Consider the following 19,997-nt stretch of genomic DNA (forward strand, 5'->3'; position numbering starts at 1 on the left):
ACAGACATCCCTGTATTCGTGTTGGCGAACGACCTGCCTCTACATACTCGGGTCAATGTCTTTTCCCGCCTGCACCGCGGGGTCATTTTCAAAAACGTGCAGGACGGCAGACCAGAATGCCCGCAGGCTTGGGAAGCTGCCCCAGTTGGGTGGTTCTTCAGGGTCAACTGTGGGGTCTATACTGAGTACAGCCCAGCTGACGCGATCGAGGTCCATATCGTCATAGGCCAGTAACGTCCTTAATTCGTTGACTGTCTGCTGTTTGAACGGCAGGCGATGACCTCGCGGCGCATCATCAATGACCTCGCACAGCGTATCGCCAAAAGTATCTGTATCTTCGCCAAACGAGCTCGCGCCCAGATCGGCTAGACGCGGAAACAGGTCGAGAATATCACGATCGGTACAGTTTAACAGTGTGGACATAATATATCATTCCATTGTGTTCTTTTTTGATAATTGTAACTTTGATGTGCCGCGCGGCTTTGTGTTCCCGATTGGCACTTTCGATAATGACGGCCCCTCTTCCGGAGAAAGATCCATCAAGAATAATTCTGTCTCCATTTCCAGCATCCCTGAGCCACGTATCAACCTTGGAAGAATTATCCCGAAGCACTGCGTGAATAGCACGTTCAGCCTCTTCCTTCGAGGTAAAGAACGAAACAATAGGACGGTTTTCCTTCCTAAACCGGCGCTCGATATACGCCTCGGTCGGGTCAACATGCTTTAGCAGCACATGGCCGCCCGCCTTGCGGTTATGCGGTGGCGCCTCATGATGGTTGAGGTCAAGCCGGTTCTGTCGATGCGGTGAGAGGAGATTCTGGTTGGCAGGTGTCCGTGCCGGCTGACCGGTGTGTTGCACGACAGGCCGGTGAAAGTGCTCGACAGCGAGAAATCGGGGTTGGGGGAGGATTTAGGAGCAAGATAGAGCCGGTATCGGTATCTGGGCTGCACGGCTCTCACCTACGACCCTGACTAGCGGCGCTCTTCAGCTTTTTTCAGATTGGCGGATACAGACATTTACGTCCGCTTTCCGGAATTTGGCATGGTGCTTCCTGTGTCCAGCATGCACGCGACTTCCGCCGGTCTGCTTCTGCAACGCCAGTACATGAAAACAGACCTCTCAGTTTTTCATGGTGTGAACGCCGCGCCCCTACGGGTTTCGGTCAATCTCTTTTCCTGCCTGCACCTCGGGGTCATTTTCAAAAACGTGCAGGACGGCAGACCAGAATGCCCGCAGGCTTGGAAAACTGCCCCAGTTGGGTGGTTCCTCCGGTTCAACTGTTGGATCTATGCGGATCAGGGCCCAGGTAACATGGTCAATTTCTGCATCGTTGCAGGCCAGTAAAGTTCTTAATTCAGCGATTGTTTGCAGTTTGAACGGAAGATCATGCGTTCGCGGTCCGCACTGGATTGCTTCTTCCAGCGTATCTCCAAACATATCGGCATCTTCGCCTAAAGAACTGGCGCCGAGACCGGCCAGACAATCAAATGTTTGGCGGATTTCGTAATCAGTAAAGTCTAACAGTCTGGAAATAATAAAACATCCCGTTATGTTCTTTTTTAGTAATTGTAACTCTAAGATATCGCGCAGATTTTCTTACACGATCAGCTTTTTCGACGACAATCGCCCCGCTGCCTGAAAGATGCCCTTCAACGTGAATTGAACTTCCATCTCTGGCATCCCTGAGCCACGTGTCAACCTTGGAAGAATTATCCCGAAGCACTGCGTGAATAGCACGTTCAGCTTCTTCCTTCGAGGTGAAGGATGAAACGACAGGACGGTTTTCCTTCCTAAACCGGCGCTCGATATACGCCTCGGTCGGGTCAACATGCTTTAGCAGCACATGCCCGCCCGCCTTGCGGTTATGCGGTGGCGCTTCATGATGGTTGAGGTCAAGCCGGTTCTGTCGATGCGGTGAGAGGAGATTCTGGTTGGCAGGTGTCCGTGCCGGCTGACCGGTGCGTTGCACGACAGGCCGGTGGAAGTGCTCGACAGCGAGAAATCAGGGTTGGGGAAGGATTTAGGAGCAAGATAGAGCCGGTATCGGTATCTGGGCTGCACGGCTCTCACCTACGACCCTCACTGGCGGCGCTCTTCAGTTTTTTTCAGATTGGCGGATACAGACACTTACGTCCGCTTTTCGGAATTTGGCATGGTGCTTCCTGTGTCCAGCATGCAGGCGACTTCCGCCGGTCTGCTTCAAGTTCATTTGGCAGACCGGCAGTTAAGGGGGAAGTGGATGGCCTGATTCTGCAACGCCAGTACATGAAAACAGACCTCTCAGTTTTTCATGGTGTGAACGCTGCGCCCTTACGGGTTTCGGTCAATCTCTTTTCCTGCCTGCACCTCGGGGTCATTTTCAAAAACGTGCAGGACGGCAGACCAGAATGCCCGCAGGCTTGGGAAGCTGCCCCAGTTAGGTGGTTCTTCAGGGTCAACTGTGGGGTCTATACTGAGCACAGCCCAACTGACGCGATCGAGGTCCATATCGTCATAGGCCAGTAACGTCCTTAATTCGTTGACTGTCTGCTGTTTGAACGGCAGGCGATGACCTCGCGGTGCATCATCAATGACCTCGAACAGCGTATCGCCAAAGAGATCAGGATCCTCGCCAAACGAGCTGGAGCCCAGATTAGTGAGACGCGGAAACAGGTCGAGAATATTATATTTAGTCAAGTTTAACAGTGTGGACATAGTAGATCATCCCATTGTGTTCTTTTTTGATAATTGTAATTTCGATGCGCCGCGCAGCTTTGTGTTCCCGATTGGCACTTTCGATAATGACGGCCCCTCTCCCGAAGAAAGATCCTTCAAGAGTAATTCTGTTTCCATTTCCAGCATCCCTGAGCCACGTAGCAACCTTGGAAGAATTATCCCGAAGCACTGCGTGAATAGCACGTTCGGCGTCTTCCTTCGAGGTGAAGAATGAAATGACCGGATGCCTCTCTTTCGTAAACCGGCGCTCGATATACGCCTCGGTCGGGTCAACATGCTTTAGCAGCACATGCCCGCCCGCCTTGCGGTTATGCGGGGGCTCTTCATGATGGTTGAGGTCAAGCCGATTCTGTCGATGCGGTGAGAGGAGATTCTGGTTGGCAGGTGTCCGCGCCGGCTGACCGGTGCGTTGCACGACAGGCCGGTGGAAGTGCTCCGTAGTGATGTCGTCCTGCCTGAAGGCAAGCCGGTTTGCATCCGCCATGGCAACGCGAATGGCCCGTGTTGCCGCGAAATTCGCTGCCGCATGCAGTATGCCAGCAGGAATCACGGCATCGGCAGCCTGACCGGCCAGATCGGCAACAGCAGGGGGCGCATGGGCCTTCAGGGCCACGGCGTGGACCGCGCGTTCGGTCAGGATGTGCGGTTCGGTGCCATTTTTCCACGCCTGCTGTCCGGCGGCCATCATGTCGGCGCCATGGGCCGCAAGCGCAATGCCGCCAACCTTGCCAAGTAGCGGCTCAGGGGCAGCCAGCAGGCCCGCGGCACCGGCCATTTCTGCTGCGCCAATGCCCATTGTGGCCAGACCTTCGGCCCTGTTGATACTTTCGTGGCCTGGCAGGTATCGCCTGACGACATTGACGAGTTGATGTTCGCCCATGACAAATGTCAGGGCAGGATGCTGGTTGGTATTCGGCATGACATGTCCTGCAGTGCAGACACAAAAAAGCCCGCCGGTGAAGGCGGGCCTTGCGTTCGCATGGATGGTCCGTGCGGCGGCGGATATCGCAGCCGTTTTTCGGGATCATGAATTTATAGAAGCGTCCGGGTCAGTAAGCACCACAATTCGAACCATATTCCGTATAGCAGAAAAAAACTGCATGCAGGGACCAGAAAATACAGGCTGATACGGACCTTCAGCAATGTCAGGTCTGGCAGAAATGTTGATTTTCACTGAGAACTGACCCGGGTTTTTCATCAGGAATTGACCCAGCCAGATGCTATTTCAGGCATAGTCGGACGGGCGGTCAAGAAGAGGATCTGTCCTTTCTGTTTTTTGACGCGGCGGTGCTGGCGCGGAACCTGTAGCTGTCATTTCCTGTCTCGAGGATATGACAGTGATGGGTCAGCCGATCGAGGAGCGCCGTTGTCATCTTCGGGTCACCAAAGACGTCTCCCCATTCACTGAAGCTCAGATTGGTTGTGATGATGACACTGGTGCGCCCGTAGAGGCGGCTGGGCAGATGGAACAGCAGGGCGCCCCAGACGCGCTGAAGGGAAGATAACCGGGTTCATCAAGGATCACGAGATCCAGGCGGAGCAGCCTGTCGGCAATCTGCCCGGCCCGGCTGGCGGTCTTTTCCTGTTCGAGCGCATTGACCAGGTCGACCGTTGACCACAAGCGCGCCTTCTTCCTGTGATGGGTGATCGCCTGGATGGCCAGCGCGGTCGCCAGGTGGGTTTTCCCGGTTCCCGGACCGCCGATCAGCACGACATTTTTAGCACGCTCGATGAAGTCCCCGCCATGGAGCTGGCGGACCATGGGCTCGTTGACCTGCGTATCGGCAAAGGAGAACCCGGACAGGTCCCTGTAGGCAGGGAACCGGGCGGTCTTTGTCTGGCAGGCGATGGAGCGCACTTCGCGTTCGGCCAGTTCGGCCTTCAGGAGTTGCGAGAGGATGGGGATGGCCGCCTCGAAGGCGGGTGCGCCCTGCTCGATGAGGTCAGCCGCGGCCTGGGCCATGCCATACATCCGCAATCCACGGAGCATGACGACAAGTGAAGCGGCGGCAGGATCATGGCGCACGACGGCTGTCCCCACGCAGGGTGTCATAGCGCCCTGTATCGGCGCACGGTTCGTGTTCGAGCACCAGGGCCTGTGGGGCATCAAGCCGGGGAACTGCGGTTCTCCTGGCATCGGTCAGGCGATGAAGCGTATTGAGAACATGGGTCCTGGTCGGCACGCCATCTTCAGGAGCCGGTTCAACCGCGCAGAGCACGGCCTGCTCATCATGCTGCAGCACAAGGGCCAGGATTTCAGCCATTTCCCGGTCGCCTCCAGGTCGCCTGAGCAGTTGATCCTGCAGGGTCCGGAAGGCGGCTGGCAATTCGGCAAACGGCGCGCCATTGCGCAGGGCGCCCGGTTTGCGCTGTATGACCGCCAGATAATGCCGCCAGTCATACACCGTGCGGCCTGGCACGCCATGCGAACGTGTGATGATCCGGTCATGCACGCACAGAACCTGCCCTTCGGCGATAACGCGCAGCCTGTCGGGATAAACCCGCAGGCTGACCGGACGATTGGCAAAGGAGGCCGGCACGCTATAGCGGTTGCCTTCGAACCGGATCAGACAGGTTGGTGAGACGCGCCTGGTCTGTTCGACAAACCCGTCAAAGGGACGCCCCGGAACCATGAGGTGAGGACGCTCGGCTTGCATGGACCTCGGCGATGCTCCGGGTCAGTTCGATATGCTGCAGCCGTTCCCAGCAGTCCAGGCAGCGGGCTTCCAGCCAGGCATTCAGCGCCCCCAGATCAGGAAAGGCAGGCAGATCCTGCCAGATATGGCGCCGGGCATCCTGCACGGTCTTCTCGATCTGCCCTTTCTCCCATCCCGCTGCCGGATTGCAGAAGGTCGCCTCGAACAGATAATGGCTGGCCAGGGCCATGAAGCGCAGATTGACCTGACGTGCCTTGCCAGAGCCAATCCGGTCCACGGCGGTCTTCATGTTGTCAAAAATACCCCGCCGCGGCACGCCACCGAGTACGCGGAAGACCTCGGTAAGCGCATCAAAAAGCATCTCGTGGGTCTGCAGGGGATAGGCCCTGAGTATGAAGGCCCGGCTGAAGGACAGTTTTGTGTGGGCAACCTGCAGCTTGACGCGATGCCCGGCAATGACCGCCCAGTCCTCGCCCCAGTCGAACTGAAAGGCTTCCCCGGGCTGGAAGCACAGGGGCACGAAAACACCCCGACCCGTTGTCTGGCGTGCCTGGTGCTGTTCGTGTTTCCACTGCCGGATGAAAGCGGCTACCCGTCCGTAGGATCCATCATAACCCAGTGCCACAAGGTCTTCATGCAGTCGTCGCGCCGTGCGCCGGTTCTTGCGGGGACGGGCGGCTTCCAGGACCAGCCATCCCCTCAGCCTGTCAGCAAACGGGTCCAGTCGGCCGGGACGTTCGGGAACCTGGAACCGCGGTTCAATACTCTGTGCCCGGAGATATTTCCGGATCGTATTGCGTGACAGTCCCGTCCGGCGTTCGATCTCGCGGATCGGAAGATGATCCCGGCAGTGCCACCGACGGATCACACTCAGAAGCTCCATGTCAATCACTCCTCAAACCCCCAACAGATGCTGCCGGGGAGTGTGAAGGCATGGGTCAAATCTCGATGAAAATTTCCGCCCTACCCGGGTCAGTTCTCAGTGAAAATCAACAATCGGACGTCCGTCAGTGTTTTCCGGAAGAGCGTTTGACGAAAGGACAATGATCCCTCATTTCAGGACATGCCCAGACAGATCGGTCTTCTCCTCTATCCTGACTTCCAGTTACTTGACGCAGCCGGAGTGACGGCAGCCTTCGAGATCGCCGGTGAGTTTGGGGGCGCACCGTATGAGACGACGCCCCTGTCTCACCATGGCGGTCTGGTCCGCTCTTCTTCCGGAATGGCGATCGAGACCGTCCCTCTCGCAGCAGCCGGGTCTTTTGATACGCTTGTCGTTGTGGGGGGCAAAGGTCACAAACAGGCCATGGCCTGCCCGGAGTTGCAGGCTTTCATACGATATCAGGCGGGCACGGCACGGCGGATATGCAGCGTGTGTACAGGAGCTTTCCTGCTGGCGGCAGCCGGGCTGCTCGATGGACGCCGCGTGACGACGCACTGGCAACAGGCCGGCACCCTGAAAGCACAGTTTCCAGAAATCAGGGTCTCGGCAGAGGCCATTCATGTTCATGACGGCCCGGTCTGGACCTCTGCTGGCATCAGCGCAGGCATCGACATGGCTCTGGCGCTGGTGACCGAAGATTTTGGTGCAGACATCGGGCGTCGTACGGCGCAGCAGATGGTGATTTTCTATCACCGCCCCGGAGGACAGTCTCAGTTTTCGATACTGCTTGAGATGGAGAGCCCTCAGGAACGTTTTACCGAGCTTCTGGGGTGGATCCGCTCCAACCTGAAACAGCGCCTGACCGTGGACATTCTCGCCAGTCAGGTCGGCATGAGTCCTCGAAATTTTTCACGCAGTTTCCGGGCAGCCATAGGAATGAGTCCTGCCAGAGCAGTGGAACGATTGCGTCTGGAGGCCGCACGGGAGCGTGTAGAAGGATCGACTCTCCCCATCGAAGCCATTGCCATCATGACCGGTTTCCATGATCCCGAGCGGATGCGGCGTGCCTTCCTGCGTGAATTCCACCAGCCGCCTCAGGCGGTCCGGCGAAACGCAAAGACCATATATTAAACGCTTCTCGGCGAAGGGTACTGCAAGCGGAAAGCCTGCAGCACCATGCACAAAAATGGTTCTGGCTTCCAGGATCAAGAGAGGGCGATAGTGTCAAGGCGCGCCCGAACATCGACCGACAGTTCCAGCGTCGCTGCCGCAAGATTTTCTGACAGATGAAGGGGGTTCGAAGTCCCCGGGATCAGGAGCAGGTTGGGTGAACGGGCCAGCAACCACGCAAGCGCCACCTGCAATGGGCTTTTTCCGATGTCTGCTGCAATTTCGGACAGGACATTTGACTGGATCGGGCTAAACCCACCCAACGGGAAAAATGGTACATAGGCGATGCCCTGTGCGGCCAGCGCGTCGATCAGTGCATCATCCTTTCCATGGACGAGGTTATAGTGGTTCTGCACGCATACGACTGGCGCGATTGCCTGCGCTTCGGCCACCTGCGTGGCAGTCGCATTGCTGAGGCCGAGATGGCGGATGAGGCCCTGTTCACGCAGCGCAGCCAGTGCCGAAAACGGCTCTGCCAGCGAACCTTCTTTTGGTGCAAGGACATCACCCATCAGCCGCAGGTTGACCACATCAAGCCGCTCAAGCCCCAGGTTGCGCAGGTTGTCATGCACGGTCCTGGTCAGGTCCTCCCTGCTCTGGGCTGGCAGCCATGATGCATCCTCGCCCCGCACCGCACCAACCTTGGTCACGATCACAAGGTCATCATCATAAGGATGCAGCGCCTCGCGGATGATCTGGTTCGTGACATGCGGGCCATAGAAGTCGCTGGTATCGATATGATTGACGCCAGCTTCGATAGCGGCGCGAAGCACGGCGACAGCAGCGTCGTGGTCCCGTGGCGGTCCGAATACACCGGGGCCCGCAAGCTGCATTGCCCCATATCCCATACGGTTCACGACGCGGTCACCGAGTGAAAAGGTTCCTGCATTGATGCGACTGCTCATTGGTATCTCCATGACAAGCGGTGTGCACCAAACATGGACTACGCTTGAATGATCGATAAGCTGTTCAATCCTGAACGGGTCGTACGGAAATTCGCACAATGTCATTCGAACTTGATGATCTTTCAGCATTCGTCGCGGTTGCGCGGGCAGGTGGTTTTCGAGAGGCTGCGCGTGTTTCGGGTCTGTCAGCGTCCGGCCTCAGCGAAGCTCTGCGCAGGCTGGAAACCCGTCTTGGTTCGCGTCTGCTTCATCGCAGCACGCGCAGCATCTCGCTCACAGAAACAGGCGCCCGTCTGTTCGAGCGGCTCTCGCCTGCGCTTGCCGAGATCAGCGCCGCGCTCGATACGGTCCATGCGCAAACCGACCAGCCTGCGGGCACGATCCGCCTCAATGTGCCGGCCAATGTTGCCCGGACCGTACTTCCGGGCATTCTGTCGCCTTTCCTGACTGCGTATCCGCAAATCCGCGTGGAAGTGACCGTGGAGGACAGTTTTGTCGATATTTTCGCTTCTGGCGCAGATGCCGGTATCCGTTATGAAGAGCGGCTGGAGCAGGACATGATTGCAGTCCCCATCGGGCCGGCCACTCAGCGCCTGCTGACTGTGGCCGCACCCTCCTATCTGTCTGCAAAGGGACGTCCCCGACACCCGAGCGAGTTGCTGGAACACGTCTGTCTGCGTCTTCGCTTTTCCGGTGGAGCGCCAGCCATGTGGGAGTTCGAGAAAAATGGTGAGATTATCCGCCTCGATCCACCAGGCCCTTTATTGGTCCAGCCCGGATCGGCCTGCGATCTCCTGGTTGAAACTGCTCTGACAGGTCTTGGTATTGTCTGTCTGTTTGAAGACTGGCTGGTGCCTCACATCCGCAGCGGTGCGCTGGAAGTGGTGCTTGAAGACTGGGCCACACCGTTTTCGGGGCCGATGCTTTACTATTCCGGTCGCCGCCAGCTGCCACCGCCGCTTCGCGCATTTGTCGATTTTATTCGCTCGCATCAGTCTCCGACACAATGAGTGTCATTGCGATGCTCATGAATAGAGCAATCGAGGCTGCTTTTCTGGTGATATGAATAGCCCCTGGATTTCTGGACGCCCGAGCTTCTAAAAATCAGGAAGCGTTGATGGAAAAGCCCAATTTCAGTGATGAGTTCAAGCGTGATGCGGTGGTGCAGATTACCGAACGGGGATATCCGATGGCGGCAGTTTCACAGCGGCTTGGGGGAGGGGTGCACATTCGCTGTATGCGTGGAAACGGCAATTCGCGAAGACGGCATCAGGCAATACCGGCAAGGATGCCGAGATCCGGCAGTTGAAGCGCGACCTGTCCCGAGTGACCGGGCAGCGTGACATCTTAAAAAAATCACCGCGTATTTCGCCAGGGATGCAGAGATACGCCTTCATCGGACTTGTAACGGTTTTGTGCCGGTCAGGAAGTGATTATGCCCCCCTTGCTTCGAAAGCGAGGGGCAGATGCCGCCCAGATATGAATGGCGTTGACGTGGATGGTAGGACCCATTGATATACTGGAAGATGGCGGCGGTAGCCTCGCGACGGGTTGGCCAGTTCTGTCTCCAGAGCCGTTCCGCCTTCAGGCTTTTGAAAAACGTTTCGACAGCAGCGTTGTCAAAACGGTTTCCCTCTCCGGACATTGAAGCCGGCAGTCCATGGGCCAGCAACTTTTCCTGAAAATCATGAGAGCCGTACTGGCTGCCGCGATCAGGGTGGAAAATGCAGCCGGGCACCGCATCACGCAGCCGTACCGCCATGTCCAGGGCGCGAATGGCCAGATCCTTTTTCATCCGGTCTCTGACGCCCCACCCGATCACGCGACGACCGAACAGATCGATGACAACCACCAGGTAGAGCCACCCCCGGCGGTCCAGATAGAACTGATATCTCCCGCTCATTTCTGGTTGGGTGCATCATCAGGGAAATCGCTGTCCAGAAGGTTGGCCATAATGACAGACTTGTGGTGGCTGTCGGTCGTGATCTTGTGGCGACGGGGGCGCACGGGCCGGATTCCGTTGTCCTTCATCAGTCGCCCAATGCGCCGTTCCCCGACATCAGGCCCGGCTTCCCTGAGTTCCAGAGGCATACGGGGCCGTCCGCAGGAGGCGTTGCCCGGGGCATGGTGTGCACGGATATGCGCCAGTATCTTCAGATCGGTGCGCTGGCGCTGACAGGCCAGTCGGGATGTCCAGGCCCGGTAACCACGTGCCGAGACCTGCAAAACGCGGCAAAGCCTCTCGATTGGCCACTCATGTCGATGCCCATGGATGAAGGCGAACTTCATGGCTTCCGGTTCGCGAAGAACCGGGTAGCTTTTTCAGGATTTCCCTCTGCTCCCGCAGAATCCGGTTCTCCAGATGAAGACGTTCATTCTCGCGGGCCAGATCAGCCTGAGGCCGGGATGCCGGCTCGGCCGGACGGTACTCCACGATTCATTTATCCAGATCGGCTGCAATGCGCGTGCGTGACAGCCTGCTGCGCAACGCAATCCTCACGGCCTCGCGTTTGAAATCTTCCGTATGCTTCATGGTCTCGTCGATCTCCTGTTGCGGGCCTGAAACGCCCAGATGACCGGCACAAAACCGTTACGAGTCCCCCGGCATATGGCGCCAAGGGTGTGAAGATGTGGTCAGATGTCAATGAAGACTGTTATTCTGGCCAAACCGGTTCCTATTGGAAATCAATAATATAAACAGGCAGATGTCTGCGTAATGCATTCAGCGCAACGGGCTGACCAACACAAAGTCGTCAGAAAGCTGCATTTAAAGCGTGATTGCTTGCCAGAGCAATCTTGTCTTTGCAAAAAAGAAAAACATGCCTTAGAAGCTTTGATCTAAAATATTATGATATAACATCGATTTATGATAATCCGCATCATACGGTATGGAACAGACAATGCCTGTGCAATCATCGCTCGCAGCAAACTCCGCCAAGCATAAGGAGGACACGAAACAATCAGTCGACAAGATGGCACTGAGGGTCTGGATCCGGATGTTTGCCTGCACCCAGCTGGTTGAAAAGCGCGTGCGCAAGCTTTTGCGGAAAAAGTATAATACTACCCTGCCGCGCTTTGATGTTCTTGCCCAGCTTGATTCCAGCAACGGAACGCTCTCGATGGGCGATCTGTCCCAGCGCCTGATGGTCACCACGGGCAACGTGACCGGACTGATCGACCTGATGGAACAGGAAGGGCTGGTTGAACGTCACCCTCATCCCACCGACCGGCGCAGCACGTTGGTGCAGATGACCGCGCTGGGTGAACAGCTCTGTTCAACCGCCATGCCTGCTCATCAGGAATGGATACAGGAAATGCTGAAAGGCATGACCGAGGATGAACTGTCCCAGCTTCACCAGTTGCTGGGCAAGACCAAGGCTGCCATTGCGGCAAGGGAAGAGCAATGGGAAAAGAAACGGACAAGAGCAGGATAATGACGGAACAGGTCGCGCAGGCACATAACGAGACACCGGCCAATGAAATGTCGGCGGAACTGGCGCTGCGGGTCATGACCATGCCAGCCGACCTGAACGGGGCGGGCAGCATATTCGGTGGCTGGATCATGGCGCGTCTTGACCAGGCGGCCGGTCTTGCCGGCGGCAGCGCCAGTTCGGGAAACGTGACGACGGTCGCGGTCAAGGAACTGCTGTTCCTCCACCCCGTGTATCCGCATCAGGATGTAAAGGTCTATGCCCGGCTGCTCAGGACGGGGCGTACGTCCATGCATTTCCATCTGGAAATGTGGGCGGCGGATCTGGGCAAGGCGGAAGCTATCCAGTGTGCTACGGCTACATTCGTGATGGTGGCCGTGGATGCAAAGGGAAAGCCTAGGGAAATTTCAAAATAATACAGACGCGGTATATTTATGCATGCCCATTCCTGAACGGGATGGTTTCTACTCTATCCCAAGTCTGTCCAGATTTTTGATGATATGGCGCAGGGTTTTTACAAACGCCTGCAGCTGTTCCTGGTTCAGGCCCTCCATGGCCCGGATGGTCTGACGGGCCACGACGGGCGTCAGCCTGTCAAGCAGCTTACGACCTTCCGGGGTCAGGGTGACAATGGTCACGCGGTTGTCATCAGGGGAAAGGAAGGTCGTCACAAGCTGCATCTGCGCCATGCGCTCGATCAGTCGCCCGACCGTATTGCGCTTGATCAGCGAATGCTGCGCCAAGCCGGAAATACTGATGTTTTCCTGCGCGCGCAGGACAGTCAGTATGCGATAGATACTTTTATTGACGCCGTTTTTTACAAGAACGGTTTCCACATCTTCGTGATACTGAAAATCCGCATGCGCGATCAGATAGAAAGGGGATCCGAACAGGTCGAAGTCATGCGCGGCGGGATCTAGTATGACGTTCTTGTTCACGGGCAGCTCTGTATCGGGTTTATGAGAACAGGCTGAACATAGTCGTTAATGCGGCGCACGTCACGTTCAACCTGTCATGCGGCGAAATGCCGGATCGGCGCTTTCAGCTGGCTAGCGTGTTGAAGAAATGCCGCATGCGTTCCAGCGCCGTGGTCAGGCGGTCAGCGCTTTCCGCGCCAAAGCACACGCGCAGGTGGCCTTCGCCTGCAGGGCCATAGAAACTGCCAGCTTCCACCACCACGCCTTCGCGTTCCAGCAGGGCATCGGCAATATCCTGCGCCCGGCGTCCGGTGCCTGAAATGTCAGGGAATGCATAGATCGCGCCCTGCGGCAGCGGACAGGTGACGCCGGGACACTGGTTCAGCGCATGGACCACCTGGTCACGGCGCCTGCGGTCTTCGGCCAGCATGCCCTGCAGCGGGCCTTTATTACCCGTCACGGCGGCAAGGGCGCCATACTGGATGAAGGTGTTCACATGCGTCACCTCGTTGGACGTGACCGTCAGCAGCCCTGCCATCAGGTCCGTCGGGCCGCATGCATAGCCCAGTCGCCATCCGTCCATGGCATAGGCCTTGGTGAAGGCAAAGAGGGTAATCGTGCGCTCCGCCATGCCGGGCAGTGAGGCAATGCTGGTATGACTGGCATCATCAAACAGGATCTGCTCGTACACTTCATCGGAAATGACCAGCAGGTCATGGCGGATGGCCAGATCGGCCAATGCCGACAGTTCCTCGCGGCTGTAGACGCGGCCGGTTGGATTGCACGGATTAACCAGAATGATCGCTCTGGTGCGCGGCGTAATGTGCGGCGCGATCATGTCGGGATTGATGCTGTAGCCATTCGCCCGGTCCAGTGGTGCGCGCACCACTACGCCACCTGCCAGTTCGATCTTGCCGATATGCTGCGGATAGAAGGGTTCCAGCAGGATGACTTCATCCCCCGGATTGATGGTGGCGAACAGGGCGGCAAAGGAAGCCTGCGTCAGGCCGTTGGTAACCAGCACCTGATCGGGGGTAACATCAATTGCATTTTCCCGCTGCAGCTTGCTGGCCAGCGCCGTGCGCAGTTCGGCATTGCCCCGCAGATCGCTGTAGTGAACGTGCCCGGCATGCAGGGCATCCACCACCGCTTCCTTGATATGGGTAGGGGTGTCATGAACCGGCTGCCCCAGTTCAAGATGGATCAGATCGCGCGTGCCTGCCATCGCCATCGCCTTGGAAAACATTCCATAATTCTTGGGCGATGATTCGGTAATACGTTTTGCCAGTCGGCTCATGATCAGGTTCCGTCAGAAAGTTCGGAATGCGCGGTACGTTCATCACGTCCCGCGCTGCCAGTTTTGTAAAAATCCGCGCGTCTATGCCGCGGGTCGTTTTATCATCTGCGTGACGCGCGCACGCAGGCGCGCGGCGGTCATGATCAGGCGTGGCACATGGCGCAGCAGCATGAATCCCGGCACCGCCCGGGGGCGACTGGTCGGCAGGCGCGGCAGGTCCCGCCCGGCGGAAAGAATCCAGTTGGCTGCGTCACCACCCGCCAGCGTGTTGATGGCCAGGCCGCGTCCGTTGCACGCCTGAATGGCCAGCAGCCCTTCATCCAGGATCGGCATGCGCGGCACGCAGTCACTGCGCAGCCATGCGGTGCCCGTCCAGGCGAATTCCAGCGGCAGCCGTTCCCAGCCGGGAATGGCCTTTTCCAGCCGGTCGTTAATGCTGTCTTCAATCCGTGCCCAGTCGAAATGCTCGGGCGCGGGTGCTGCCGTAATCAGGTGGCCTTCGGTGTCAAAACGGATGGAAAAGACATCGGTGGCAAGATCGGTCAGGGCGTGGCGCTGGGGCAGAATGACTTTCCGCAGGGCAGGGGAGACGGGCGCGGTGGCCACCTCCAGCACCGGCAGGGGAAGCACCGCATGACGCAGCGCGCGGTGTAGGAACTGGTTGCCGCCATTTGCCGCCAGAATGACGTTGCGCGCCACGAATTCCCCGCCGGGGAAACTTACCAGCCAGCGCGCAGCCCCATGACCCGTATCCCGCGTGACGGAGGTTACGCGGCAACTGTTGAAGACCCGGCCGCCTTCTTCCATAATGCGCCGGGCCAGTTCATCGGCATAGGCCGCAGGGTTCACGCCCCCGCCACTGCGGTCGAGGACAGCCCCGGCATATCCCTGGCATCCGGTCAGTTGTGCTGTCTGTTTCGCATCCAGCAGGGACATGTCCTGCCGCCATGGCTGCCAGTCCGCCACTGTCTGGCGTTCACGTTGGCCATTACCGAAAAACGGCGCGAGAAACCCGTTGGGCATGGCGCCGCAGGCAAGGTTCTGCTCCCGGATCAGGGCAAATGTTTCGCGCGGGGAGGCGGCGACCGCTTCCAGCAGGCGGCTGCCGTCCTCCTTGCCCAGACGTTTCATGATGGAAGCGGGCGTATTGCGCACAAGCTGGCCGGTAATGATACCGGCACTGGCGCGCGTGGCCAGCCCCAGGGCCGTTCCCGCGTTGAGAACAGCCACGTCATGCCCGTTGCGGGCCAGATGGAACGCGGTGGACAGACCGGCAATGCCGCCACCGATCACAACGGTTTCAGCCTGCTGGCAGCCACGTCCGTGCGGAATATCCAGTGTGGCGCTGCCCTGCCACAGCGGCCGCTCTGCTGAGGGGGCCATCAGTTCTGGCTCGTGGCTTCAAAGGTCAGGCTGCAACTGCCATTCCTGCGGATGACGCAGCACCCTTCCCGAAGGGCTGCCAGATCTTCCGGCACCACGCGGGCGCAGACGGAACCCATGATCCACCCCATGGGCATGAGCATTCGCCCGCCCGGACCGTAAAAAATGCCGATATCAAAAAAATCGGCGTCCGGTGCGCCCTTCCATGTACCCTTTGGCGCGAATACCGTAGCGATTTCGCCCATATCGGGAAAACTGGTGGCGTTTTCCGGCGGCAGGTCGAATGCCGCGCCCTGTGGCAGGCTGTCACCCACGACGGGGCATGAAATTTCCGGCCCCGTCCACATGGCATGGATTGCGCCATGGTTACCGCCCTGCTGCGCGATACGCCACAGCATTTCAGCGTGACGGGGTGCTTCCTTGTCCAGTAACTGGAACCGTGCGGCCAGTGCTGATTTTTCTTCTTTAACAGTAATGAAACGGGTCATGTCAGGGCATATCCATTAACCAGGGTTAATATAATATTATAACCAAAATCACATGATGTCGATCGTTTTTTGTGGCATCCGGACGGAAAGACTGGCAGGATCATGAATGGATGCGGCATGCGCAAAACAGACGGGGACAGGTACATGTACCATCATGTCGTTCCCAGGCTTCAGCCGGTTTCTGTCGGGACAGGGAATATAATCGGCACCTGGCAGGCCATGAAATTGTTTTTTTACCGTAACATTTACTGTCGGAAGTGACGGGCGTGCGCCCGGGGGGATGCAAATTCATTGCGATATCGAACAGTAAATGGTTGAAGCAAAAATATCTTATGTGCTAACTATTTTTCATATCTGAATGAGGAGCGGGACATCATGGCAGAGCGGTCGTTTGCGCTTGAAGTGCAGGATCTGCGCATTGGTGCCGGAGAAACCTTCCGGGGTGAGGGGATACTCGCCATAACCAAGGCCCTGTTGCAGTCGGGCGTGGGTTATGTGGCGGGCTACCAGGGCGCGCCCATTTCCCACCTGATGGATGTGCTGTCGGACGCGCAGGACCTGCTGGCGGAACTGGACGTACATTTTGAATCAAGTGCCAGCGAGGCAACGGCCGCAGCCACGCTGGCCGCTTCCGTCATGTATCCCATCCGTGGCGCGGTGACATGGAAATCCACCGCAGGCACGAATGTGGCATCGGATGCGCTTTCCAACCTATCTTCGGGCGGGGTGAAGGGGGGCGCGCTCATCATCATCGGTGAGGATTATGGTGAGGGCTCCTCGATCATGCAGGAGCGTTCGTATGCCTTCGCCATGAAATCCCAGATGTGGCTTCTCGATCCCCGCCCTTCGCTGCCCTGTATCGTCGATATGGTGGAGAAGGGGTTCGAACTGTCCGAAGCCTCCAGCACCCCGGTCATGCTCCAGGTCCGGATCAGAAGCTGCCACCTGCACGGCACATTTGTAGCCAGGGATAACAGGCGGCCCACAATGACGCTGGATGAAGCGACACGCAGCCCCCAGCGTGACCTTTCGCGCATCGTGCTGCCGCCCGCGGCCTACGTCCAGGAAGCCGAAAAGCTGGAACAGCGCTGGCCGGCCGCCGTGCAGTACATCAGGGAGCACAGGCTTAACGAATTTTTTGACCAGCCGGATGCGGATGTCGGGCTGATCCTGCTGGGTGGCCTGTACAACAATACGCTGCGTGCCCTGATGCGGCTGGGTCTGGCCGATCTGTATGGCAAGACTGACATCCCGCTTTACGTCATGAACGTTGCCTATCCGGTCATTGATGACGAGGTCGTGGAATTCTGTCGTGGCAAGAAAAGCGTTCTGGTCATCGAGGAAGGCCAGCCCGACTATATTGAGCAGGCCATCGGCCGGATCCTGCACCGCGCCCGGATCGACTGCACCCTGCATGGCAAGGACATGCTGCCCATGGGGGGCGAATATACCGTGGGCGTGCTGACCGACGGGCTGCGCAACCTGTTCGTGGCGGATGCGCCCGATCTGCTTGACGGTACGGCACGGGCCACCAACCAGCCTCCCATCACCTGCGCCCCGCAGATCGCGGCGCTGAAAGACAGCGTGCCCGCCCGTCCCGCCGGATTTTGCACCGGCTGCCCGGAGCGGCCGATCTTTGCCGCCATGAAACTGGTGGAAAAGGAACTGGGGCCACATCACATCGCGTCTGATATCGGCTGCCATCTTTTTTCCATCCTGCCGCCCTTCAACCTTGGCGCCACGACCATGGGTTACGGACTGGCGCCGGCTTCCGCCTCGGCCTTCAGCGGGGACAGCCGTCGCAAGGGGCGCGAGCGTAAACGCACGATTGCCGTAATGGGCGACGGCGGCTTCTGGCATAACGGGCTGACCAGCGGTATCGGGAACGCGGTTTTCAATAAAAACGATGATGTCACCATCATTGTCGATAATTATTATTCTGCCGCCACGGGTGGCCAGGATATCCCGTCCTCGCGCTCGGCCCCCGCCAGTCGTTCCACCCACCATCCGATTTCCAAGGCGATCGAGGGGGTGGGCGTAAAATGGGTGCGGGAAATCGATCATACTTACGATGTCGGCCGGATGCGCGAGGTACTGAGCGAAGCCCTGACCACGCGCGAAAGCGGGCCGAAGGTGATCGTGGCGTCTTCGGAATGCATGCTCAATCGTCAGCGGCGCGAAAAGCCGCTGAAGCGCAAGGCGCTGAAGGACGGCAAGCGGGTGGTCACCCAGCGTTTTGGCGTGGATGAGGACGTCTGCACTGGCGATCATGAATGCATCAGGCTGTCCGGCTGTCCGTCCCTGTCGGTCAAGCCATCGGGGGACCCGCTGAAAGAGGACCCGGTCGCCAGCATCGACCAGAGCTGTGTCGCCTGCGGCAACTGTGGCGAGGTGGCGGATGCCGCCGTTCTGTGCCCCTCCTTCTATCGTGCGGATGCAGTGGTCAATGCGGCACGGTCGGAGCGGTGGAAACACCGCATCCGTTCGGCACTCATTGCGTCCGTCCAGCAATGGCGCGAAGCGCGCCGTCCGGTATTCAGCTGACGTCCGGCCATCGCCCCATCTGGTAGCTGTACAGGATCAACATTTTTCATGACCGTTCTTTCACGAAAAAACTCCGTGGCCGTTGCGACAAAACCGATTTCAATAGCCGTCTGCGCCATGGGCGGTCAGGGCGGCGGCGTTCTGGTCAGCTGGATTGTCTCCCTTGCGGAACAGTGCGGCTGGATCGCCCAGTCAACATCGGTTCCCGGCGTGGCCCAGCGCACCGGGGCAACCATTTATTACATCGAGATCGCACCGGCCGACCCGGCGGGACGGATGCCCGTTCTGGCCCTGCTGCCCACGCCGGGCGAAGTGGACATCGTTATGGGGGCCGAGCTGATGGAAGGCGGCCGGGCCATGCTGCGCGGCCTGGTCACGCCGGAGCGCACGACCCTGCTCGTTTCCACACACCGCAGCTACGCGGTGGAAGAACGCATCAACCCCGGCGACGGGCGCATAGACCCCGCGCCGGTGTATGACGCCGCGGCCTTTGCCGCAAAAAAAGTCATCGCCTTTGATATGGAGCAGGTGGCGAAGGAGGCGCGCAGCGTCATTTCCGCCGTCATGCTGGGGGCGCTGGCGGCCAGTAATGCCCTTCCATTTCCCCGCAAGGCGTTCGAGGATGCAATCCGCAATGGCGGGATCGGGGTCAAGCCAAGCTTGGCCGCCTTTGACCGTGGCTTTGCGCGCACCACCGGCAATACGCCTGAACCGGCCCGCCCCGTTGCGGTGAAGCAGGCGGCGGCCCCGTTCAGCCCGTCTGGCGTAGCGGATTTCGATGCGCTGCTGCACGCGGCGGCCGGGCTGCCTTCCGGTGCCGCCACCATGCTTGATGCCGGACTGCGGCGCGTGGCGGATTTTCAGGACATTGCGTATGCAGCCGCCTATCTGGCGCTTGTGCGTGAGTTTGCGCTGAAGGAACGCGCGCAGGGCGCGCCCGCGCTGACGATCGAAGCCGCGCGCCATATTGCCAACGCCATGGCCTATGACGACGTGATCCGGGTGGCAGACCTCAAGACCCGCCGGACCCGCTTTTCCCGCATCGCGGCGGAAATGGGTGTAGCCGCCGGTCAGCCGCTTGCCATTACCGAATTCATGCATCCGCGCGTTGAAGAAGTGCTGGGCCTGCTGCCATCCGGCCTTGCCCTGGTGCTGGAAAAAACCGGGTTGGGCAGACTGCTCATGGGGCGGTTCCTGCGCAGGGGCTGGCGGGTGCGGACCGACCGGCTGCGCTGGTTCGTGCTGCTGTCCATTACTGCCGAACTCTATCGCCTGCGCCCTGTTTCGCTGCGCCACAAACGCGAAATGCGCCATCGGGACGAATGGCTCGACCTGAGCCGTGCCGCGCTGGAGCAGGATTACGATTTCGGTGTCGAGGTGCTGCGCTGCAGGCGCCTGGTCAAGGGCTACAGCGATACCCACGCCCGCGGCCTGTCAAAGTTCGATCGGGTCATGACGGCGGTTGGCGTCATGGTCGACAGGCCGCTGCCGCAGGGCAAGGCGGCGGTATGGACCCGGCTTCTGCGTGAAGCCGCCCTGAAAGACCCGGAAGGCACGGCGCTGGAGGCCGCACTGGCCCGCTTCCAGCGCGGCGCCATGGCATAGG

Annotated in this window: 17 protein-coding genes and 4 pseudogenes; 7 read left to right on the top strand and 14 right to left on the bottom strand. The window is 58.7% G+C overall.

Annotation, left to right across the window (positions count from 1 at the left end):
- Positions 1–39: 39 nt before the first annotated feature.
- The 8 genes and pseudogenes from ACE2AA_RS15665 to istA all read right to left on the bottom strand — a co-directional run bounded on the left by ACE2AA_RS15665 (position 40) and on the right by istA (position 6,256).
- A complete protein-coding gene (locus tag ACE2AA_RS15665) occupies positions 40–423 on the bottom strand; it encodes a hypothetical protein (RefSeq protein WP_395370404.1) in 384 nt (127 codons plus the stop codon).
- Positions 392–859: an RNase A-like domain-containing protein gene (locus tag ACE2AA_RS15670; RefSeq protein ID WP_395370405.1), complete on the bottom strand. Its 468-nt coding sequence runs from the start codon at positions 857–859 to the stop codon at positions 392–394. Before ACE2AA_RS15670 ends, ACE2AA_RS15665 begins: the two co-directional genes overlap by 32 nt.
- A gap of 291 nt (positions 860–1,150) precedes the next feature.
- Positions 1,151–1,534, bottom strand: a complete 384-nt coding sequence (locus tag ACE2AA_RS15675) for a hypothetical protein (RefSeq protein ID WP_395372236.1) — start codon at positions 1,532–1,534, stop codon at positions 1,151–1,153.
- On the bottom strand, positions 1,509–1,970 hold the full coding sequence (locus tag ACE2AA_RS15680; RefSeq protein WP_395370407.1) for an RNase A-like domain-containing protein: 462 nt from the start codon (positions 1,968–1,970) through the stop codon (positions 1,509–1,511). Before ACE2AA_RS15680 ends, ACE2AA_RS15675 begins: the two co-directional genes overlap by 26 nt.
- A gap of 341 nt (positions 1,971–2,311) precedes the next feature.
- Entirely contained in the window at positions 2,312–2,695 is a 384-nt protein-coding gene (locus tag ACE2AA_RS15685; RefSeq protein ID WP_395370408.1) for a hypothetical protein, read from the bottom strand.
- On the bottom strand, positions 2,670–3,512 hold the full coding sequence (locus ACE2AA_RS15690) for an RNase A-like domain-containing protein (protein ID WP_395370409.1): 843 nt from the start codon (positions 3,510–3,512) through the stop codon (positions 2,670–2,672). The genes ACE2AA_RS15685 and ACE2AA_RS15690 overlap by 26 nt, the downstream gene beginning before the upstream one ends.
- A gap of 451 nt (positions 3,513–3,963) precedes the next feature.
- A pseudogene (gene istB, locus ACE2AA_RS15695) lies at positions 3,964–4,742 on the bottom strand (IS21-like element helper ATPase IstB).
- Positions 4,732–6,256 (bottom strand): annotated as a pseudogene (gene istA / locus ACE2AA_RS15700) (IS21 family transposase). Before istA ends, istB begins: the two co-directional pseudogenes overlap by 11 nt.
- Before the next feature lie 180 nt (positions 6,257–6,436).
- On the opposite strand from istA, the gene ACE2AA_RS15705 reads away from it, so the two are divergent.
- Positions 6,437–7,387: a GlxA family transcriptional regulator gene (locus tag ACE2AA_RS15705; protein ID WP_395370410.1), complete on the top strand. Its 951-nt coding sequence runs from the start codon at positions 6,437–6,439 to the stop codon at positions 7,385–7,387.
- 74 nt (positions 7,388–7,461) lie between these two features.
- Here the strand turns inward: ACE2AA_RS15705 and ACE2AA_RS15710 are convergent, their stop codons facing one another.
- The gene (locus tag ACE2AA_RS15710; protein WP_395370412.1) at positions 7,462–8,331 is read right to left on the bottom strand and encodes an aldo/keto reductase family oxidoreductase; all 870 of its coding nucleotides are present in this window, start codon (positions 8,329–8,331) and stop codon (positions 7,462–7,464) included.
- A gap of 98 nt (positions 8,332–8,429) precedes the next feature.
- Here ACE2AA_RS15710 and ACE2AA_RS15715 point away from each other — a divergent pair, with 98 nt between their 5' ends.
- Both ACE2AA_RS15715 and ACE2AA_RS15720 read left to right on the top strand, forming a co-directional pair.
- Complete coding sequence (locus ACE2AA_RS15715; protein ID WP_141259942.1) at positions 8,430–9,341, top strand: LysR family transcriptional regulator; 912 nt, start codon at positions 8,430–8,432, stop codon at positions 9,339–9,341.
- Between the two features lie 107 nt (positions 9,342–9,448).
- Positions 9,449–9,715: pseudogene (locus tag ACE2AA_RS15720) on the top strand (transposase); the annotation flags it as partial.
- Positions 9,716–9,764: 49 nt separating this feature from the next.
- Here the strand turns inward: ACE2AA_RS15720 and ACE2AA_RS15725 are convergent.
- A pseudogene (locus ACE2AA_RS15725) lies at positions 9,765–10,864 on the bottom strand (IS3 family transposase).
- Between the two features lie 463 nt (positions 10,865–11,327).
- Between ACE2AA_RS15725 and ACE2AA_RS15730 the strand changes: the two are divergent.
- Together ACE2AA_RS15730 and ACE2AA_RS15735 are read left to right on the top strand one after the other, a co-directional pair.
- On the top strand, positions 11,328–11,765 hold the full coding sequence (locus ACE2AA_RS15730) for a MarR family winged helix-turn-helix transcriptional regulator (RefSeq protein WP_162515693.1): 438 nt from the start codon (positions 11,328–11,330) through the stop codon (positions 11,763–11,765).
- Positions 11,765–12,178, top strand: a complete 414-nt coding sequence (locus ACE2AA_RS15735; protein WP_162515694.1) for an acyl-CoA thioesterase — start codon at positions 11,765–11,767, stop codon at positions 12,176–12,178. Before ACE2AA_RS15730 ends, ACE2AA_RS15735 begins: the two co-directional genes overlap by 1 nt.
- Before the next feature lie 48 nt (positions 12,179–12,226).
- On the opposite strand, the gene ACE2AA_RS15740 is transcribed toward ACE2AA_RS15735, so the two are convergent.
- From ACE2AA_RS15740 to ACE2AA_RS15755, 4 genes are all read right to left on the bottom strand, one after another.
- On the bottom strand, positions 12,227–12,700 hold the full coding sequence (locus tag ACE2AA_RS15740; RefSeq protein ID WP_162515695.1) for a MarR family winged helix-turn-helix transcriptional regulator: 474 nt from the start codon (positions 12,698–12,700) through the stop codon (positions 12,227–12,229).
- Between the two features lie 103 nt (positions 12,701–12,803).
- Positions 12,804–13,976, bottom strand: coding sequence for a pyridoxal phosphate-dependent aminotransferase (locus ACE2AA_RS15745; protein WP_395370415.1), 1,173 nt, complete (start codon positions 13,974–13,976; stop codon positions 12,804–12,806).
- A gap of 81 nt (positions 13,977–14,057) precedes the next feature.
- The gene (locus ACE2AA_RS15750; RefSeq protein ID WP_395370417.1) at positions 14,058–15,359 is read right to left on the bottom strand and encodes an NAD(P)/FAD-dependent oxidoreductase; all 1,302 of its coding nucleotides are present in this window, start codon (positions 15,357–15,359) and stop codon (positions 14,058–14,060) included.
- Positions 15,359–15,847 (bottom strand): DUF3830 family protein, encoded by a 489-nt coding sequence (locus ACE2AA_RS15755; RefSeq protein WP_141259410.1) that lies wholly within the window; start codon positions 15,845–15,847, stop codon positions 15,359–15,361. The genes ACE2AA_RS15750 and ACE2AA_RS15755 overlap by 1 nt, the downstream gene beginning before the upstream one ends.
- A 375-nt stretch (positions 15,848–16,222) precedes the next feature.
- On the opposite strand from ACE2AA_RS15755, the gene ACE2AA_RS15760 reads away from it, so the two are divergent.
- Both ACE2AA_RS15760 and ACE2AA_RS15765 read left to right on the top strand, forming a co-directional pair.
- Positions 16,223–18,391, top strand: a complete 2,169-nt coding sequence (locus tag ACE2AA_RS15760; protein ID WP_141299787.1) for an indolepyruvate ferredoxin oxidoreductase subunit alpha — start codon at positions 16,223–16,225, stop codon at positions 18,389–18,391.
- 48 nt (positions 18,392–18,439) lie between these two features.
- Positions 18,440–19,996 carry an indolepyruvate oxidoreductase subunit beta family protein gene (locus tag ACE2AA_RS15765; protein WP_395370419.1) on the top strand — a complete coding sequence of 519 codons (1,557 nt, stop codon included), beginning with the start codon at positions 18,440–18,442 and terminating at the stop codon, positions 19,994–19,996.
- Position 19,997 lies beyond the last annotated feature (1 nt).

It is taken from the genome of Komagataeibacter diospyri, assembly GCF_043995075.1.
Taxonomy (GTDB): domain Bacteria; phylum Pseudomonadota; class Alphaproteobacteria; order Acetobacterales; family Acetobacteraceae; genus Komagataeibacter; species Komagataeibacter diospyri.

What these genes read in the sequence shown, in the direction of transcription:
- ACE2AA_RS15665 (WP_395370404.1), bottom strand. Translation starts at nt 423, where the DNA reads ATGTCCACACTGTTAAACTGTACCGATCGTGATATTCTCGACCTGTTT.
- ACE2AA_RS15715 (WP_141259942.1), top strand. Translation starts at nt 8,430, where the DNA reads ATGTCATTCGAACTTGATGATCTTTCAGCATTCGTCGCGGTTGCGCGG.
- ACE2AA_RS15760 (WP_141299787.1), top strand. Translation starts at nt 16,223, where the DNA reads ATGGCAGAGCGGTCGTTTGCGCTTGAAGTGCAGGATCTGCGCATTGGT.
- ACE2AA_RS15755 (WP_141259410.1), bottom strand. Translation starts at nt 15,847, where the DNA reads ATGACCCGTTTCATTACTGTTAAAGAAGAAAAATCAGCACTGGCCGCA.
- ACE2AA_RS15705 (WP_395370410.1), top strand. Translation starts at nt 6,437, where the DNA reads ATGCCCAGACAGATCGGTCTTCTCCTCTATCCTGACTTCCAGTTACTT.
- ACE2AA_RS15685 (WP_395370408.1), bottom strand. Translation starts at nt 2,695, where the DNA reads ATGTCCACACTGTTAAACTTGACTAAATATAATATTCTCGACCTGTTT.
- ACE2AA_RS15710 (WP_395370412.1), bottom strand. Translation starts at nt 8,331, where the DNA reads ATGAGCAGTCGCATCAATGCAGGAACCTTTTCACTCGGTGACCGCGTC.
- ACE2AA_RS15745 (WP_395370415.1), bottom strand. Translation starts at nt 13,976, where the DNA reads ATGAGCCGACTGGCAAAACGTATTACCGAATCATCGCCCAAGAATTAT.
- ACE2AA_RS15690 (WP_395370409.1), bottom strand. Translation starts at nt 3,512, where the DNA reads ATGGGCATTGGCGCAGCAGAAATGGCCGGTGCCGCGGGCCTGCTGGCT.
- ACE2AA_RS15750 (WP_395370417.1), bottom strand. Translation starts at nt 15,359, where the DNA reads ATGGCCCCCTCAGCAGAGCGGCCGCTGTGGCAGGGCAGCGCCACACTG.
- ACE2AA_RS15735 (WP_162515694.1), top strand. Translation starts at nt 11,765, where the DNA reads ATGACGGAACAGGTCGCGCAGGCACATAACGAGACACCGGCCAATGAA.
- ACE2AA_RS15765 (WP_395370419.1), top strand. Translation starts at nt 18,440, where the DNA reads ATGACCGTTCTTTCACGAAAAAACTCCGTGGCCGTTGCGACAAAACCG.
- ACE2AA_RS15730 (WP_162515693.1), top strand. Translation starts at nt 11,328, where the DNA reads ATGTTTGCCTGCACCCAGCTGGTTGAAAAGCGCGTGCGCAAGCTTTTG.